We start from the raw sequence: 15,279 nt of genomic DNA, 5'->3' as shown, positions 1-15,279 counted from the left end.
AGCCGGCCGACCGTGTCGGCGAGGAAATCGCGCAGGGTGTTGGCAGCCCGCGCCAGGCGCCCCAGTTCGTCCTCGCGGCGGCTGTCTACCCGGGCGGCAAAGCGGCCCTGGCTAAGCTGCGCGACATATTCGATCAACTGGCGGATCGGTTCGACCAGGCTGCGGTTGACCAACCACAGGCTGAGCAGCCCCACCAGCACGGCCGAAGCCAGCATCACCAGCAAGCCCAGCCATACCGTGCGCTCGGCGCCGGCACTCAGGCTGGCGGCGTGCTGACGGGCTTCGGCACGCAGTTGCTCGACCAGTTCGCTCATCTGCTCGCTGACGGCGCGGTCCACGCCCTTGACCGCCTGGTCGCCGGCCACCGGGTCGCCGCCCGCCGCCAGGAATGCCTGGCGCCCCTGAGCATAGGCCTGGCCCAGCTGCCGGTGGCTGTCACGCAGTTGCTGCAGCGGCGCCTTGAGCCTCGCGTCGCTGCTGTCGATCAATTGCCCGAGCAGTTGCTGCACCTGCTGCTCGCGAGCCTGGAACTGCTGCCAGTACTTGTCCATGTCAGCCGGCTGGCGCCCGCGCAACAGCACATTCTTCCATTCCTGCACCTGGATCTTGAACTGCAGGTTGGCTTCGTCGATCAACTGCGAGGCCCGCAGCGGCCCGTCGACCAGCTCGGCGTAGCCGCGCACGCTGGACGAGAGGAACTGGAAGCACACCAGGGCGATCAGCAACATCGCCACCAGACTGCCGCCGAGCAGGGAGAGGATTTGCACTCTGAGGGATTTACGCAACATCTTGGATCTCGGAAAGCAGGAGGAAGACCGGGGGCCGCGCGAGTTGGCAATGGGGTGCAACGCAGCCCGGTTACTGGCAGGCCAAAAAAAGGCTGCCATCAAGCAATGGCAGCCAGGTCGAGCACTTACGCAACAGTTGAGCTAGATACTCTCAGGCAAATACTACAGAAATGTTACAACGCCACTACAAGCTACCCCGTGGTGAACTGCAAGGCCGCCAGCCGGGCATACAGCGGGCTCTCTTCGATCAGCTGGCGATGCGTCCCCACCGCCACCAGCCTGCCCTTGTCGATGACCGCGATACGGTCGGCATGCTGGACAGTAGCCAGGCGATGGGCGATCACCAGGGTGGTGCGCCCGGCCATCAGGCTGGGCAGCGCCTGCTGGATCAGGAATTCGCTTTGCGCGTCGAGTGCGCTGGTGGCTTCGTCCAGCAACAGGATCGGCGCATCGACCAGCAACGCACGGGCGATGGCCAGGCGCTGCCGCTGCCCGCCGGACAGGCCGATGCCGCCCTCGCCCAGCAGTGTCTGGTAGCCCTGCGGCAATTGCCGGATGAATGCGTCGGCATGGGCACCCCGGGCGGCTGCCTCGACCTCGGCCAGGGTCGCCTCGGGCCGGCCATAGCGGATGTTGGCCTCGACCGTGCCGCGAAACAGCGAGGGGTTCTGTGCCACCAGGGCGAACTGCTGGCGCAGGTGATCGGGGTCGAGTTCGGTGATCGCCCGGCCATCAAGCAGGATGCGCCCCTGCTGGGGGTCGTAGAAGCGCAGCAACAAATCGAACAAGGTCGACTTGCCCGCCCCCGACGGGCCCACCAGCGCCACGGTCTGCCCCGGCTCGATGGCCAGGCTCAGGCCATCGACAGCCGCCACCGAGGGCCGTGACGGGTAGGCGAACACCAACTGCTGCAGCTCGATACGCCCACTGGCCCGCTGCTGTGGCAGCTCCTGCGCCACGGCGGGCGGCAGGATTGCACTGCGCGCCGCCAGCAGTTCGGCAATGCGCTCGGCGGCGCCCGCCGCCCGCTGCAACTCGCCGATCACCTCGCTGAGGGTGCCGAAGGCGCTACCGACGATCAGGCTGTAGAACACGAAGGCGGCCAGTTCGCCCGCGGAAATGCGCCCGGCGATCACGTCCATGCCGCCAACCCACAACATCACCCCCACCGCTCCCAGAACCAGCACGATCACCAGGGTGATAAGCCAGGCACGCTGGGCAATCCGCTGCCGGGCCACGGCAAACGCCGCTTCCACCGTGCCGGCGAACAGCTGGCGGTCATGCGCCTGGTGGTTGTAGGCCTGCACGGTCTTGATCTGCCCGAGGGTCTCGGCCACATAGCTGCCCACATCCGCCACCCGGTCCTGGCTCTGCCGCGACAGGCTGCGTACCCGGCGGCCGAACAGCAGGATCGGCGCCAGCACCAGCGGCAGGGCCACCACCACGATACTGGTGAGCTTGGGGTTGGTGATGAACAGCAACACCACGCCACCGATGACCATCAGCGCGTTGCGCAGGAACATCGACAGCGAAGAGCCGATTACCGATTGCAGCAAGGTGGTGTCGGCGGTCAGCCGCGACTGGATCTCGGAGCTGCGGTTGTCTTCGAAAAACCCGGGATGCAGGCCGATCAGGTGGTCGAACACGGCCCGACGGATATCGGCCACGCAGCGCTCGCCGATCCACGACACCAGGTAGAAGCGGCTGAAGGTACCCACCGCCAGGGCCACCACCAGCAGCAGGAACAGGCCGATGGTCTGGTTGAGCTGATGTGCGGAGCGGGTCATGAAGCCCTGGTCCACCAGCAGGCGGATGCCCTGCCCCATGGACAGGGTGATGGCGGCGGTGACTACCAGGGCCAGCAAGGCCAGCAGCACCTGGCGACGGTACGGACGGACAAACTGCCAACCCAGGCGCAAGGCGCGGCGTTGACGCGGGGAAACCGATTCGGGCATGGCGCTGACCACATTGGCGGGGAAACCGCAGCCTACCACTCATCCACGCCTGTGGAACCCTTGCAGGGTTGCTATAGCCTATCGGTCTAACCAGGCTATGGAGCTTTACTGCCGTTTCTGTTCGACTGTGCCTGCCGTGACCCTGCAGGTACTGTCACAGGCCAGTCACGGCACAGGGTTAACCTGCGCTTGAACCTGATGAGGAGACAATACATGAGCTTGCAGCATGGCAGCGACAACCAGAAGCCCCGAACTACCCCTCAGCCGCAGGTGTGCGGTTCGATCATCGATGCCCAGGGGCGCGAAGTACCGATCACCGAGCAGATGATCCAGAAGGCCTGCAAGGCCCTGGAAGAAAGCCGGGTAGAGCGCGTACGCAAAGGTTGATCGGCGAATTCTTGCAACCCGGCGCTTGCGCCGGGTTTTTATTTGCCTTGGATAATCCTGACAGATCAGCTCAACCTTCTTCGCGGGCTTGCCCGCTCCCACAGGTCCCCCATTGACCTCAGGGCCTGTGTGGTCCCTGTAGGAGCGGGCAAGCCCGCGAAGAGGCCGGCACAGCTTTCAAATGGCTATCAGACCAACACCCCACCCAAGGCACTGACCAGCTGCGCCAACTGCGGCGACTCCCCGCGCAAGCGCACCGCCAGCCCCTCGATCTCGCGCCGTGGCGGGTACTGCTTGCGCAACTGGTCGAACGCTGCACGCTGCTGCTGCGGGTCGTCGCTGAGGCTGCGGCGGAAATCGGCATCGTCGCGGCGTGGGTCGTACACCGCGCGGCACAGGGTGGCCAAGGCCCAGGCCGGGTCGGTGCTGGCATCCAGCTCGATCTGCGCCAGCGGCGGCCGGGGCAGCAGGTCGGCCAGTTGCACCTGTTCATCCACACCGAGGAAGCGGCACAGCGCCTGGTAGATCTGCGCCGTACCACGCTGGCGGCCGTCGAGGCTGTAGCCGGCAATGTGCGGCGAAGCCAATGTGCACAGGTCGGCCAGTTGCAGGTCGACCTGCGGCTCCCCCTCCCACACATCCAGCACCGCATGCAGGTCTTCGCGGTCAAGCAGCAGTTCGCGCAGGGCGGCGTTGTCCACTACAGGGCCACGGCTGGCGTTGACCAGCCAGGCACCGGGGCGCAACTGCGCCAGCTGCGCCTGGCCCAGCAGGTGCCAGGTCGGGTGCTCGCCGCCACGCTGCAAGGGGGTGTGCAGGCTGATCACATCGCACTGTTGCAGGATGGTCTCGAGGCTGACGTAGTCACCGCCCTCGGCGGCCTGGCGCAGCGGGTCGCATACCAGTACCTTCCAGCCCAGGCCGTGCAGCACCCGCACCAGGCGGCCACCCACCTCACCCGCGCCCACCACGCCATACACGCGCTCGGGCAGTGCCACGCCATCCAGTTCCGCCAGGGTCAGCAGGCTGCCCAGCACGTAATCGACCACGCCGCGGGCATTGCAGCCCGGCGCGCTGCTCCAGTGGATGCCGGCTTCGGCAAAGTAGTTCAGGTCGAGGTGGTCGGTGCCGATGGTGCAGGTGCCGACAAAGCGCACGCGGCTGCCTTCGAGCAACTGGCGGTCGACCTTGGTCACCGAGCGCACCAGCAGGATGTCGGCGTCCTTTACGCTGGCGGCATCGAGGCTTCGGCCCGGGTAACGACGGATTTCGCCGAAACCCTGGAAGAAGGCATCGAGCAGCGGGATGTTCTCGTCGGCAACTATCAGCATGGCGCTCTCCTGTCTGGGGAACGCAGTGTAGGCGCAACGCCGGGCGTGTTCCAGAGCGGCTCAGTCGGCTTTCTTGCGGATCCAGTACAGGAAGGTACCGGCGTCTTCCTGCTGCTGCAGCAGTTCGTGGCCGAGGAAGTTGCAGAACTTGGGGATGTCGCGGCGGGTCGAGGGGTCGGTGGCGATGACCTTGAGCAGGCCGCCAGCGGCCAGGTTGCGCACGTGCTGGTGCAGCATCATCACCGGTTCCGGGCAGTTCAGGCCGGTGGCGTCGAGGATGGCGTCGGGGGTGAAATCGGTCATGGGGGACTCCGCAAATGATCGCTATTGTCGCGCATAGTACCGCGTGGACCAAGGGGCCGCTGTGCGGCCCAATCGCCGGCAAGCCAGCTCCCACAGGATTGCAGCAAGCCTGAAACAATTGCACTCCCTGCAGGAGCTAGTTTGCCTGAGGCAAGTGCAGTCCCTGTGGGAGCTGGCTTGCCTGAGGCAGGTGCAGTCCCTGTGGGAGCTGGCTTGCCGGCGATTGGGCTGCAAAGCAGCCCCCGAAATCAACGCGGTTTCAGATCGAGCCGGCGCAGATGGCAGGTCACTTCCTCGCGGTCGTGATACAGCTGCTTGCAAGCAATCGACACCTTGATCTTGCGCGCCTTGAAGGTCGCCTCCATGCGGTCGAGCAGCCGGCGTACTTCGGCATAGCGCTGTTTCATCGGCAGCTTCAGGTTGACCACAGCTTCACGGCACAACCCCTCGCCCAGCCAGGTCTCGATCAGCGAGGTAGTACGCGCCGGTTTCTCGACGATATCGCACACCATCCAGTCCACCGGCTGCTTCGGTTGCCAGGTGAAACCATCGGCCATCAGGTGCTGAACCAACCCGGTGTCCATCAGGCTTTCGGCCATCGGCCCGTTGTCGATGGCGGTCACCAGCATGCCCCGGCGCACCAGCTGGTAGGTCCAGCCACCCGGCGAGGCCCCCAGGTCGACACCGGTCATGTCATCGCCCAAGCGCTGCTCCCACTGCTCGCGCGGGATGAACTGGTGCCAGGCCTCTTCCAGCTTGAGCGTCGAGCGGCTGGGTGCCTCGCGGGGGAATTTCAGGCGCGGGATGCCCATGGGCCACAGCGCACTGTTGTTGGCCGGGGCAACACCGGCAAATACCCGGCGGCCGCTGATGAAGGTGAGCAGCAGGCGTGGGCGGCTGGGGTCGTCGACCAGGCGGCCGGCCTTTTCCAAAGCCTTGCGCAGCGGCACCTCGAACTTGCGGCAGAAGGTGGACAGTTCCTTGCCTTCGTTGCTGTCCAGCACCTCCAGCCACAGGCTACCGAATACCGGGAACCCGGCCAGGTGCGCCAGCAGCACACTGATGCGGTCGCTTTCCGGCAGTTCGACATAACCGCCACGGGCCCACTGCCGCGGGAAAATCAGCTGGTTGAAGCGCAGTTCCCCCATCAACCGCTCGGCACCGCCCTCCTCGCTACAGACAAACTCGGCACTGGCACTTTGCGGCTTGCCTTTGGCATAGCCGGCAACACCCAGGCGGGCGGCATGTTCGCTGATTTCGGCGCACACCTCACCCTCGAAACCGGGCCGGCAATGCATGAACAGGGTATTCATCTCTCACTCCACTTCGGCTGGCGCGCCACAGGCGCCGGCAGGGCGGCGATGATAAAGGAAGATCGGAACCTGCGACACGCCCCGCCGGTCCAGAAAAGGGTCAGGTGGCGCAAAGCGGTCTAACCTGACCTTTCAGCCAGGTCCGTGCCGTGCGGATCGATACAGAGCGGTGCCACCGGCAGATCTTGCCAGGCACCGGCGCAGAAGGAGTTGGCAATGCCCTCGCTCGATAGCCTGAATACCCTCAAATCCCTACAGGTCGGCGACAAGACCTACCACTACTTCAGCCTCACCGAAGCCGCCCGCCAACTGGGCGACCTGCAGCGCCTGCCCATGTCGCTGAAGGTGCTGCTGGAAAACCTGCTGCGCTGGGAAGACGGCAAGACCGTCACCGGCGACGACCTGCGCGCCCTCGCCCAATGGCTGGGCGAGCGACGCTCCGACCGCGAGATCCAGTACCGCCCGGCGCGGGTGCTGATGCAGGACTTTACCGGTGTGCCGGCCGTGGTCGACCTGGCCGCCATGCGCGCAGCCATGGCCAAGGCCGGCGGCGACCCGCAGCGGATCAACCCGCTGTCACCCGTGGACCTGGTGATCGACCATTCGGTGATGGTCGACCGCTACGGCACGCCGCAGGCCTTCAGCGAGAACGTCGACATCGAAATGCAGCGCAACGGCGAGCGTTACGCCTTCCTGCGCTGGGGCCAGAGCGCCTTCGACAACTTCCGCGTGGTACCGCCGGGCACCGGCATCTGCCACCAGGTCAACCTCGAATACCTCGGCCGCACCGTCTGGACCCGTGAGGCCGATGGCCGCACCTACGCCTTCCCCGACACCCTGGTCGGTACCGATTCGCACACCACCATGATCAATGGCCTGGGCGTGCTCGGCTGGGGCGTGGGCGGCATCGAAGCGGAGGCAGCCATGCTCGGCCAGCCGGTGTCGATGCTGATCCCCGAAGTGATCGGCTTCAAGCTGACCGGCAAACTGCGCGAAGGCATCACCGCCACCGACCTGGTGCTGACTGTGACGCAGATGCTGCGCAAGAAGGGCGTGGTGGGCAAGTTCGTCGAGTTTTATGGTGATGGCCTGGCCGAGCTGCCCTTGGCCGACCGGGCGACCATCGCCAACATGGCCCCGGAATACGGCGCCACCTGCGGCTTCTTCCCGGTCGACCAGGTGACCCTGGACTATCTGCGCCTGTCCGGCCGCCCCGAAGCGACCGTGCAACTGGTCGAGCAATACTGCAAAGCCCAAGGCCTGTGGCGGCAGCCCGGCCAGGAGCCACTGTTCAGCGACAGCCTGGCGCTGGACATGCACGAGGTCGAGGCCAGCCTGGCAGGGCCCAAGCGGCCGCAGGACCGGGTAGCCCTGGGCCAGGTCAGCCAGGCCTTCGACCACTTCATCGAACTGCAACCCAAGCCGCTGGCCAAAGAGGTCAGCCGCCTGGAAAGCGAAGGTGGCGGCGGCGTGGCGGTAGGCAACGCCGACCAGGCGGGGGAGATCGACTACAGCCATCAAGGCCAGACGCACACACTGCGCGATGGCGCCGTGGTGATTGCCGCGATCACCTCGTGTACCAACACCTCCAACCCCAGCGTGATGATGGCCGCCGGGCTGGTGGCGAAAAAGGCCCTGGAAAAAGGCCTGCAACGCAAACCCTGGGTCAAGAGCTCGCTGGCGCCGGGTTCCAAGGTGGTCACCGACTACTTCAAGGCCGCCGGGCTCACCACCTATCTGGACCAATTGGGGTTCGACCTGGTCGGCTATGGCTGCACCACCTGCATCGGCAACTCCGGCCCGCTGGATGAAGCGATCGAAAAAGCCATCGGCAGCGCCGACCTCACGGTGGCTTCGGTGTTGTCGGGCAACCGCAACTTCGAAGGCCGCGTGCACCCGCTGGTCAAGACCAACTGGCTGGCCTCGCCGCCGCTGGTGGTGGCCTATGCCCTGGCCGGCAGCGTGCGCCTGGACCTGACCCGCGACCCGTTGGGCACCGGCAAGGATGGCCAGCCGGTGTACCTGCGCGATATCTGGCCCAGCCAACAGGAAATCGCCGCTGCCGTGGCCAAGGTCGACACGGCGATGTTCCACAAGGAATATGCCGAGGTGTTCGCCGGCGATGCACAGTGGCAGGCCATCGAGGTACCGCAGGCGGCCACCTACGTGTGGCAGGCCGACTCCACCTATATCCAGCACCCGCCGTTCTTCGACGACATCGGCGGACCACCCCCGCAGATCACCGACATCCAGGGTGCGCGAATTCTGGCGCTGCTGGGTGACTCGGTGACCACCGACCACATTTCCCCGGCCGGCAACATCAAGGCCGACAGCCCGGCCGGGCGCTACCTGCGTGAGCAGGGCGTGGAGCCCCGCGACTTCAACTCCTACGGCTCGCGGCGTGGCAACCATGAAGTGATGATGCGCGGCACCTTCGCCAACATCCGCATCCGCAACGAAATGCTGGCGGGCGAAGAAGGTGGCAACACCCTGCACGTGCCCAGTGGCGAGAAGCTGTCGATCTACGACGCGGCCATGCGCTACCAGCAGGAAGGCACTCCGCTGGTGGTGATCGCCGGCCAGGAATACGGCACCGGCTCGAGCCGCGACTGGGCGGCCAAGGGCACCAACCTGCTGGGGGTCAAGGCGGTACTGGCGGAAAGCTTCGAGCGCATTCACCGCTCCAACCTGGTAGGCATGGGCGTACTGCCTCTGCAATTCAAGGCCGGGCACAACCGCAAGCAACTGGGGCTGACCGGCAAGGAGAAGATCGATGTGCTTGGCTTGAACGGCGCACAGATCCGCCCGGGCATGAGCCTGCCCTTGCGCATCACCCGCGAGGACGGGCAGCAGGAGCAGATCGAGGTGCTGTGCCGGATCGATACCGTGAATGAGGTGGAGTACTTCAAGGCGGGGGGGATATTACATTATGTGTTGCGCCAGCTGATTGCGGGCTGAGGCGGGTATGCTTGGGGCTGCTGTGCAGCCCATCGCCGGCAAGCCAGCTCCCACAGGTAAGTACAGCCCTCAGCCTTGATGCTATCCCTGTGGGAGCTGGCTTGCCGGCGATGGGCCGCGCAGCGGCCCCAATATTGTTCAACGAGAAGGACCACTCGTGCCTCGCTTCCACCTGATCGCACTTTTACTCCTGGCACTCGGCTACACCCTCGCCCTGAGCCAGGGCAACCTCGGCATCACCACCCTGCCCACCTTTCTCGCCCTGCTTGCCAGCGCCTTGCTCGCTCGCCGCCCCCAGCGCTGGCAACAAGCCCTCGGCCACACGTTGTTCATCCTCCTGGCCATCGCCCTGGCATTGCACTGGCTGCCCGGCTTCAACGCAGCCAAGGTGATCGACGGCGTCATCCTCAGCCCCGGCGCCCTGCCCTTCACGATGTACCTGAACCTGGACAAACCGCTGATCGGCGCCTGGCTGCTGCTGGCCTGCCCTTGGCTGTTCCTGTGGCGCAGCCAGGGCCTGGCGACCAGCCTGCTGTACGCCCTGCCCCTCACCCTGCTCGCCTGCCTGGGCGGCGCCTGGGCACTGGGCATGCTGGCCTGGGCCCCGAAATGGCCCGACCAGGCCTGGCTGTGGCTGCTGAACAACCTGCTGCTGGTAAGCCTGACCGAAGAACTGTTGTTCCGCGGTTACATCCAGGCCGGCCTGCAACGGCTGCTGCGCCACCAAGGGTTGGCATTGTTCGCCGCCGCCTTGCTGTTCGGCCTGGCCCACCTGGGGGCCGGCTGGCAATGGGTGTACCTGGCCACCCTTGCCGGTGTCGGCTACGGCCTGGCGTACCGCTGGGGCGGCGTGGCGGCGGCGGTGCTCTGCCATTTCGGCCTGAACCTGGTGCACTTCACTCTGTTCAGCTATCCGATGCTGGCTCTTGGCTAGCTAATCGGTCATCATTCGACTTATACGTCATGAAACAGCAGTAAAAACGCAATAATGGCGCCAACTTGCTTGAACGTGCTCGCTGGCTAACCCAGTTCAGCTGATGGCTTATTGCCACAGATCAAGCACATTAATTATTCATTCAATAAAACCAGCGGCTTGCCGATACCTGTCGAAAGCCCTGCGGACTATCAACCCATGCGTAACAACCAGCCGATTACCCAGAGAGAACGGACTTTCCCTGCCCAGCAGCGGTTGATCTCCACCACCAATGCCAAAGGGGTGATCACTTACTGCAACGATGCCTTCATCGAGATCAGTGGTTTCACCCGCGAAGAGCTGACCGGTGCGCCGCACAACCTGGTGCGCCACCCCGACGTGCCGCCAGCGGTGTTTGCCCACATGTGGCAAACCCTCAAGCAGGGCCAGCCGTGGATGGGTATCGTCAAGAACCGCTGCAAGTCCGGCGACCACTACTGGGTCAACGCCTATGTCACGCCGATCTTCGACAACAACCAGGTGGTCGGCTTCGAGTCGGTACGGGTCAAGCCTACCGCCGAGCAGGTCCGCCGCGCCGAGGCGCTGTACCAGCGCATCAACCAGGGCAAGCCGCCGGTACCACGCCGGGACAAGTGGCTGCCGGTGCTGCAGGACTGGTTGCCGTTCATCCTGATCAGCCAGGTGGGCTTCCTGATCGGCAACTGGCTGGGCCATTCCTGGGGCTTCGCCCTGGCTGCCGGGCTTTCCGTACCGCTGGGCCTGCTGGGCCTGAGCTGGCAGCAGCGCGGCCTCAAGCGCCTGCTGCGCCTGGCCGAACAGACCACTTCCGACCCGCTGATCGCGCAGATGTACACCGACAGCCGTGGCGTGCAGGCGCGCCTGGAAATGGCCATGCTCAGCCAGGACGCGCGCATGAAAACCTGCCTGACCCGCCTGCAGGACAGCGCCGAACACCTCAGCGAACAGGCGCGCCAGTCCGACGAGCTGGCGCACAAGAGTTCTTCGGGCCTGGAGCGCCAGCGGGTGGAGACCGAGCAGGTTGCCGCTGCGGTCAACCAGATGGCCGCCACCACCCAGGAAGTGGCCAACCACGTGCAGCGCACCGCCGATGCCACCCAGGAAGCCAACCGCCTGACCAGCCAGGGCCGGCAGATTGCCGGTGAAACCCGCGAGGCCATCGAGCGCCTGTCGGCGGCGGTGGGCGAGACCGGCCAGACGGTGACGCAACTGGCCAAGGACAGCGACGAGATTGGTGGCGTGGTCGATGTGATCAAGGGCATCGCCGACCAGACCAACCTGCTGGCGCTGAACGCGGCCATTGAAGCGGCACGTGCCGGTGAAATGGGCCGAGGCTTTGCCGTGGTGGCCGACGAAGTACGCCAGCTGGCCCAGCGCACCGCCGAATCCACCGGGCAGATCCACGGCCTGATCGCCAAGCTGCAGCAAACCGCCAGCAATGCCGTGCTGACCATGGAAACCGGCCATCGCCAGGCGCAGGAAGGCGTCGACCGTGTGATGCAGGCCGACGAGGCGCTGGTGGGCATCAGTGAAGCGGTGGCCAACATTACCGACATGGCCACCCAGATAGCTGCGGCGACCGAGGAGCAGACTGCCGTGGCTGACGAGATCAGCCGCAACATCAGCACCATCGCCGACCTGGCCGACCAGACTGCCGAACAGGCCCAGCACTCGGCGCTGCTCAGCGAAGAGCTGACCAGCACGGCGGGTACCCAGTACTCGCTGGTGGAGCGGTTCAACCGCTAGGGCCCTGTAGGAGCGGCCTTGTGTCGCGATGGGCCGCGAAGCGGCCCCAGGAGTTCAGCGGTGATGCAAAGAATGCCGGGGCCGCTTCGCGGCCCATCGCGACACAAGGCCGCTCCTACAACGACCCCGTCCAGACTACCAATCCAGCTGCAAGCAGCTCTCGAAGTAGCGCTCTTCCCCGCTCAGCGGGTCTGCAAAGCGCAGGCTCTGCGCCAGCAACTTCAGCGGCCGCTGGTAGTCATCCTCTTCGTTGACCAACTGCGGATAGAACGGGTCATTGCAGATCCCTGCCCCCAATGCCGCCATGTGCACACGCAACTGATGGGTCTTGCCAGTCACCGGCGACAGCCCGTAACGCCACAGCTCGCCATTCTTCTCCAGCACTTCGGCCAGGGTTTCGCTGTTGGCCTCCCCCGCTACCTCATGCATGCGGAAAAACGGCTCGCCATGAACCAGGCGGCTTTTGTGCACCAGCGGAAAGTCGTGCTGCGGCATGGCCGCGGCAATGGCCTGGTAGCGCTTGTCGATACGTCGTTCGGGGAACAGCCGTTGGTAGGCACTGCGGCTCTGCGGGTTGGCGGAAAACAGCACAAGCCCGGCGGTATGCCGGTCGATACGGTGCAACGGCACCAGGTGCGGGTTGCCCAGGCGGCGGATCAGGCGGCGCAGCAAGGTCTGTTCGACGTATTCGCCAGTCGGCGTCACTGGCAGGAAATGCGGCTTGTCGGCTACCACCAAGTGCTCATCCACATGCAGTACAGTCTCCTGCACCGGGATCGGGCGCTCGTTCGGCACCTCACGGAAGTAGTGCAAACGCATACCGCGCTTGTAAGGCAGTTCGGCAGAAACCGCCCGCCCCTCGGCATCCAGCACCCGGCCACGGGCAAAGCGGTCGAGCCACTGGGCGCGGTCGATGGCCTTGAAATGGTCACACAGGCAGTCGAGCACCGTCGCCCAGTTACCGGGGGGCAGGCACACCGTGCTGGCTTGCTGGCGGGCGGGGTCGAAAGGCGTGGTCATGGCAGGGCTCGAAACGTTCACGGCCGCGCATTATCCCCCAAGCCCGCGCCCTCAACCAGCCTGGGCAATGGCCTCGCAGCGCTCCTTCAGCCAGCGCAACACCTGCACCGGCTCCCAGCGCCCAGGGTCGTAGAGGGCATACAGCAACCCCTGGTACCCAACCACGTCCAGCCCACGGTGGTAGCCGGCACGCTGGAACAGGGCCTCGATCTCGGCGAAGCAGGTATTGAAGTGGACCTTGCCGAACGGCGTACGGTCGTCGGTCACCAGGCCTTCGAGGCGCAGTTCCAGAACAGCGTCGGCCACCCGCTCGACGGGCATGCGGTTGACGCTGTACTTGAGTTGCTCGACATTGAGCATGGCTTCACCTCGATACTGTATTTATATACAGCATACGAATATCCCCTTGGCGCCGTCAATGCGCTTCATTGCAGCCCCGGCAGATAGCCGGTGCCTTTGCGGATGGTCAGCACCTGGCGCCGGGGGGCGCTACGCGACACGGCCAGGTGCACCCAGTCATCGAATTCGAGGATCAACTGGTCAAAGGGGATGGCGCTTTCGCTGATCCGGCGCACCACCTCGCGCGGGCTCACTTCAATCACCGTGAAGTCAGCTGCCAGCCCCTGCAGATGCTTGCTCGTCAGCGCCCCGCCAATGCGCTGGTTGACTGCGGGGCTGCGATAGCCGCTGCTGACGATGACTGGTGCACCGAACAGCGCGCGCACCTGCTCCAGTGCATTGCACAGCAACTGCAGGTTGGCACGCGCTTCGGCTGGAGGATTGTTGTCGAGCCCTTCCCTGGCGGCGAGCTGCGAAATGGTCATTTCATCGAGGGTGAAATGGGGGGAAATACGCATGGCTGGGTTCCTGATGACCGGTGAAGGATGCCGGCCTCAACGTGCCGGCAGCGGATCATCACAACGCACCACACCGCATGGAGCAGGGATAGACCTCCCCTGGCGCGATTACTGCGCGAGAAACGCCACCACCTGTTCGGCATCGAACGGCCAGTGCAGCTCGGCGCCATTGTCACAGCGGCGCAGCACCGGAATGATCAGGCCATAGCGTTCGAACAGGGCTTCGTTCTCAGCAATGTCGACCAGCTCCACCAGTAGGCCATGGTCGACGAAGGGCATCAGCACGGCCTCGGCCACTTCACACAGGTGGCAGCCGAGGGTGCCGAACAGTTGGCATTCAGGCAGCATGGGGGCAAGTCCGGTTTGGCAGGGAGAAACCTATTCTAGGTCCGTCCTGCCGTCCGTGCACCTGACCTGGCTCAATCCTGGCTGGTGGCGCCGATACGGTGCAGCGACAGGTCCGCGCCCTGGAACTCCTGCTCATGGCTCAAGCGCAGCCCGTGCAGCGCGCGGATTGCGCCGTACACGGCAAAACCGCCGGCCAATGCCACCACCACGCCCATCAGGCTGCCCAGCAACTGGCTGACCAGGCTGACACCGCCCATGCCACCCAGCACCTCCTGGCCGAAGATGCCGCAGGCCATGCCACCCCAGACACCGCACAGGCCATGCAATGGCCACACACCCAGCACATCGTCGATCTTCCAGCGGTTCTGCGCCGCGGTGAAGGTCCAGACGAACAGCGCGCCCGCCACCAGGCCGGTGGCCAGCGCACCAATCGGGTGCATCAGGTCGGAACCGGCACAAACCGCTACCAGCCCGGCCAGCGGCCCGTTATGCAGGAAGCCCGGGTCGTTACGCCCGGCCAGCAAGGCCGACAGGGTGCCACCGACCATGGCCATCAGCGAGTTGATCGCCACCAGGCCGCTGACACCCTGCAAGGTCTGGGCACTCATGACGTTGAAGCCGAACCAGCCGATGATCAGGATCCACGACCCCAATGCCAGGAAAGGAATGCTCGACGGCGCAAACGCCACCAGCCGGCCATCGCGGTAGCGCCCGCGGCGCGCGCCCAGCAGCAGCACCGCCGCCAGCGCCAGCCAACCACCCATGGCATGCACCACCACCGAGCCGGCAAAGTCATGGAACGGCGCGCCGAAGCGTGCCTGCAACCAGGCCTGAACGCCCAGGTTGCCGTTCCACACCACACCCTCGAAGAACGGGTAGATGAACGCCACGATCAACGCCGTGGCACACAGTTGCGGCACGAAGCGCGCCCGCTCGGCGATGCCCCCGGAGATGATCGCAGGGATCGCCGCGGCAAAGGTCAGCAGGAAGAAGCACTTGACCAGCGCATAGCCATGGTCGGCCGCCAGCGCCGCCGCTGGCTGGAAGAAGTTGACGCCGTAGGCGATCCAGTAGCCGATGAAGAAGTACACCAATGCCGAGATAGCGAAGTCGCTGAGAATTTTCGACAAGGCGTTGACCTGGTTCTTGTGGCGCACCGTGCCCACTTCGAGAAACGCGAAGCCGGCGTGCATGGCCAGCACCAGAATGGCGCCCATGAGAATGAACAGGGTGTTGGAACCATGGACCAGGGAGTCCATCGCGCTGTGCATGTTTTCCATGAAATAGGCAGACCTGCTGAAAAAGGCACCAGGACAGTTCA

The 15,279-nt window shown here is 64.9% G+C and carries 13 protein-coding genes and 1 pseudogene; 4 read left to right on the top strand and 10 right to left on the bottom strand.

Annotation, left to right across the window (positions count from 1 at the left end; all coding sequences use genetic code 11):
* Positions 1 to 104 precede the first annotated feature (104 nt).
* Together CAG34_RS29420 and CAG34_RS09195 are read right to left on the bottom strand one after the other, a co-directional pair.
* Positions 105 to 215: pseudogene (locus tag CAG34_RS29420) on the bottom strand (hypothetical protein); the annotation flags it as partial.
* 764 nt (positions 216 to 979) lie between these two features.
* Positions 980 to 2,743 carry an ABC transporter transmembrane domain-containing protein gene (locus CAG34_RS09195; protein WP_085589519.1) on the bottom strand — a complete coding sequence of 588 codons (1,764 nt, stop codon included), beginning with the start codon at positions 2,741 to 2,743 and terminating at the stop codon, positions 980 to 982.
* A 213-nt stretch (positions 2,744 to 2,956) separates the two neighbouring features.
* Between CAG34_RS09195 and CAG34_RS28970 the strand changes: the two genes are divergently transcribed.
* Positions 2,957 to 3,130 (top strand): PA1571 family protein, encoded by a 174-nt coding sequence (locus CAG34_RS28970; protein ID WP_170978823.1) that lies wholly within the window; start codon positions 2,957 to 2,959, stop codon positions 3,128 to 3,130.
* Positions 3,131 to 3,318: 188 nt separating this feature from the next.
* Here the strand turns inward: CAG34_RS28970 and pdxB are convergent, their stop codons facing one another.
* From pdxB to rlmM, 3 genes are all read right to left on the bottom strand, one after another.
* Positions 3,319 to 4,461: a 4-phosphoerythronate dehydrogenase PdxB gene (gene pdxB / locus CAG34_RS09190; RefSeq protein WP_025338308.1), complete on the bottom strand. Its 1,143-nt coding sequence runs from the start codon at positions 4,459 to 4,461 to the stop codon at positions 3,319 to 3,321.
* 60 nt (positions 4,462 to 4,521) lie between these two features.
* Complete coding sequence (gene tusA, locus CAG34_RS09185) at positions 4,522 to 4,764, bottom strand: sulfurtransferase TusA (RefSeq protein WP_003248727.1); 243 nt, start codon at positions 4,762 to 4,764, stop codon at positions 4,522 to 4,524.
* A gap of 248 nt (positions 4,765 to 5,012) precedes the next feature.
* Positions 5,013 to 6,077: a 23S rRNA (cytidine(2498)-2'-O)-methyltransferase RlmM gene (gene rlmM / locus CAG34_RS09180; protein WP_085589413.1), complete on the bottom strand. Its 1,065-nt coding sequence runs from the start codon at positions 6,075 to 6,077 to the stop codon at positions 5,013 to 5,015.
* 216 nt (positions 6,078 to 6,293) lie between these two features.
* On the opposite strand from rlmM, the gene acnA reads away from it, so the two are divergent.
* The 3 genes from acnA (at position 6,294) to CAG34_RS09165 (ending at position 11,733) form a co-directional block, all read left to right on the top strand.
* Positions 6,294 to 9,035: an aconitate hydratase AcnA gene (gene acnA, locus CAG34_RS09175; protein WP_085589411.1), complete on the top strand. Its 2,742-nt coding sequence runs from the start codon at positions 6,294 to 6,296 to the stop codon at positions 9,033 to 9,035.
* 157 nt (positions 9,036 to 9,192) lie between these two features.
* The gene (locus CAG34_RS09170) at positions 9,193 to 9,969 is read left to right on the top strand and encodes a CPBP family intramembrane glutamic endopeptidase (RefSeq protein ID WP_085589409.1); all 777 of its coding nucleotides are present in this window, start codon (positions 9,193 to 9,195) and stop codon (positions 9,967 to 9,969) included.
* Between the two features lie 198 nt (positions 9,970 to 10,167).
* The gene (locus tag CAG34_RS09165; protein ID WP_025338303.1) at positions 10,168 to 11,733 is read left to right on the top strand and encodes a PAS domain-containing methyl-accepting chemotaxis protein; all 1,566 of its coding nucleotides are present in this window, start codon (positions 10,168 to 10,170) and stop codon (positions 11,731 to 11,733) included.
* Between the two features lie 135 nt (positions 11,734 to 11,868).
* Here CAG34_RS09165 and CAG34_RS09160 read toward each other — a convergent pair whose 3' ends face one another.
* The 5 genes from CAG34_RS09160 to CAG34_RS09140 all read right to left on the bottom strand — a co-directional run bounded on the left by CAG34_RS09160 (position 11,869) and on the right by CAG34_RS09140 (position 15,238).
* The gene (locus tag CAG34_RS09160) at positions 11,869 to 12,753 is read right to left on the bottom strand and encodes a pseudouridine synthase (protein ID WP_085589406.1); all 885 of its coding nucleotides are present in this window, start codon (positions 12,751 to 12,753) and stop codon (positions 11,869 to 11,871) included.
* A gap of 51 nt (positions 12,754 to 12,804) precedes the next feature.
* Complete coding sequence (locus CAG34_RS09155) at positions 12,805 to 13,113, bottom strand: hypothetical protein (protein WP_004376097.1); 309 nt, start codon at positions 13,111 to 13,113, stop codon at positions 12,805 to 12,807.
* Between the two features lie 65 nt (positions 13,114 to 13,178).
* Positions 13,179 to 13,610, bottom strand: coding sequence for a D-Ala-D-Ala carboxypeptidase family metallohydrolase (locus tag CAG34_RS09150; protein WP_085589404.1), 432 nt, complete (start codon positions 13,608 to 13,610; stop codon positions 13,179 to 13,181).
* Positions 13,611 to 13,718: 108 nt separating this feature from the next.
* Positions 13,719 to 13,958, bottom strand: coding sequence for a glutaredoxin family protein (locus CAG34_RS09145; RefSeq protein WP_063913871.1), 240 nt, complete (start codon positions 13,956 to 13,958; stop codon positions 13,719 to 13,721).
* A gap of 71 nt (positions 13,959 to 14,029) precedes the next feature.
* Positions 14,030 to 15,238 (bottom strand): ammonium transporter, encoded by a 1,209-nt coding sequence (locus tag CAG34_RS09140; protein WP_025338299.1) that lies wholly within the window; start codon positions 15,236 to 15,238, stop codon positions 14,030 to 14,032.
* Positions 15,239 to 15,279 lie beyond the last annotated feature (41 nt).

Origin of the sequence: Pseudomonas sp. B14(2017), assembly GCF_002113255.1 — a bacterium.
In the GTDB taxonomy this organism is placed as follows: domain Bacteria; phylum Pseudomonadota; class Gammaproteobacteria; order Pseudomonadales; family Pseudomonadaceae; genus Aquipseudomonas; species Aquipseudomonas putida_Z.
This window is presented reverse-complemented; position numbering and strand designations above follow the sequence as displayed.

Excerpts from the sequence above, each read along its gene's own strand:
- acnA (WP_085589411.1), top strand. The coding sequence starts at position 6,294 with ATGCCCTCGCTCGATAGCCTGAATACCCTCAAATCCCTACAGGTCGGC.
- CAG34_RS09140 (WP_025338299.1), bottom strand. The coding sequence starts at position 15,238 with ATGGAAAACATGCACAGCGCGATGGACTCCCTGGTCCATGGTTCCAAC.
- tusA (WP_003248727.1), bottom strand. The coding sequence starts at position 4,764 with ATGACCGATTTCACCCCCGACGCCATCCTCGACGCCACCGGCCTGAAC.
- CAG34_RS09160 (WP_085589406.1), bottom strand. The coding sequence starts at position 12,753 with ATGACCACGCCTTTCGACCCCGCCCGCCAGCAAGCCAGCACGGTGTGC.
- CAG34_RS09150 (WP_085589404.1), bottom strand. The coding sequence starts at position 13,610 with ATGCGTATTTCCCCCCATTTCACCCTCGATGAAATGACCATTTCGCAG.
- CAG34_RS28970 (WP_170978823.1), top strand. The coding sequence starts at position 2,957 with ATGAGCTTGCAGCATGGCAGCGACAACCAGAAGCCCCGAACTACCCCT.
- CAG34_RS09145 (WP_063913871.1), bottom strand. The coding sequence starts at position 13,958 with ATGCTGCCTGAATGCCAACTGTTCGGCACCCTCGGCTGCCACCTGTGT.
- pdxB (WP_025338308.1), bottom strand. The coding sequence starts at position 4,461 with ATGCTGATAGTTGCCGACGAGAACATCCCGCTGCTCGATGCCTTCTTC.
- CAG34_RS09155 (WP_004376097.1), bottom strand. The coding sequence starts at position 13,113 with ATGCTCAATGTCGAGCAACTCAAGTACAGCGTCAACCGCATGCCCGTC.
- CAG34_RS09165 (WP_025338303.1), top strand. The coding sequence starts at position 10,168 with ATGCGTAACAACCAGCCGATTACCCAGAGAGAACGGACTTTCCCTGCC.
- CAG34_RS09195 (WP_085589519.1), bottom strand. The coding sequence starts at position 2,743 with ATGCCCGAATCGGTTTCCCCGCGTCAACGCCGCGCCTTGCGCCTGGGT.
- rlmM (WP_085589413.1), bottom strand. The coding sequence starts at position 6,077 with ATGAATACCCTGTTCATGCATTGCCGGCCCGGTTTCGAGGGTGAGGTG.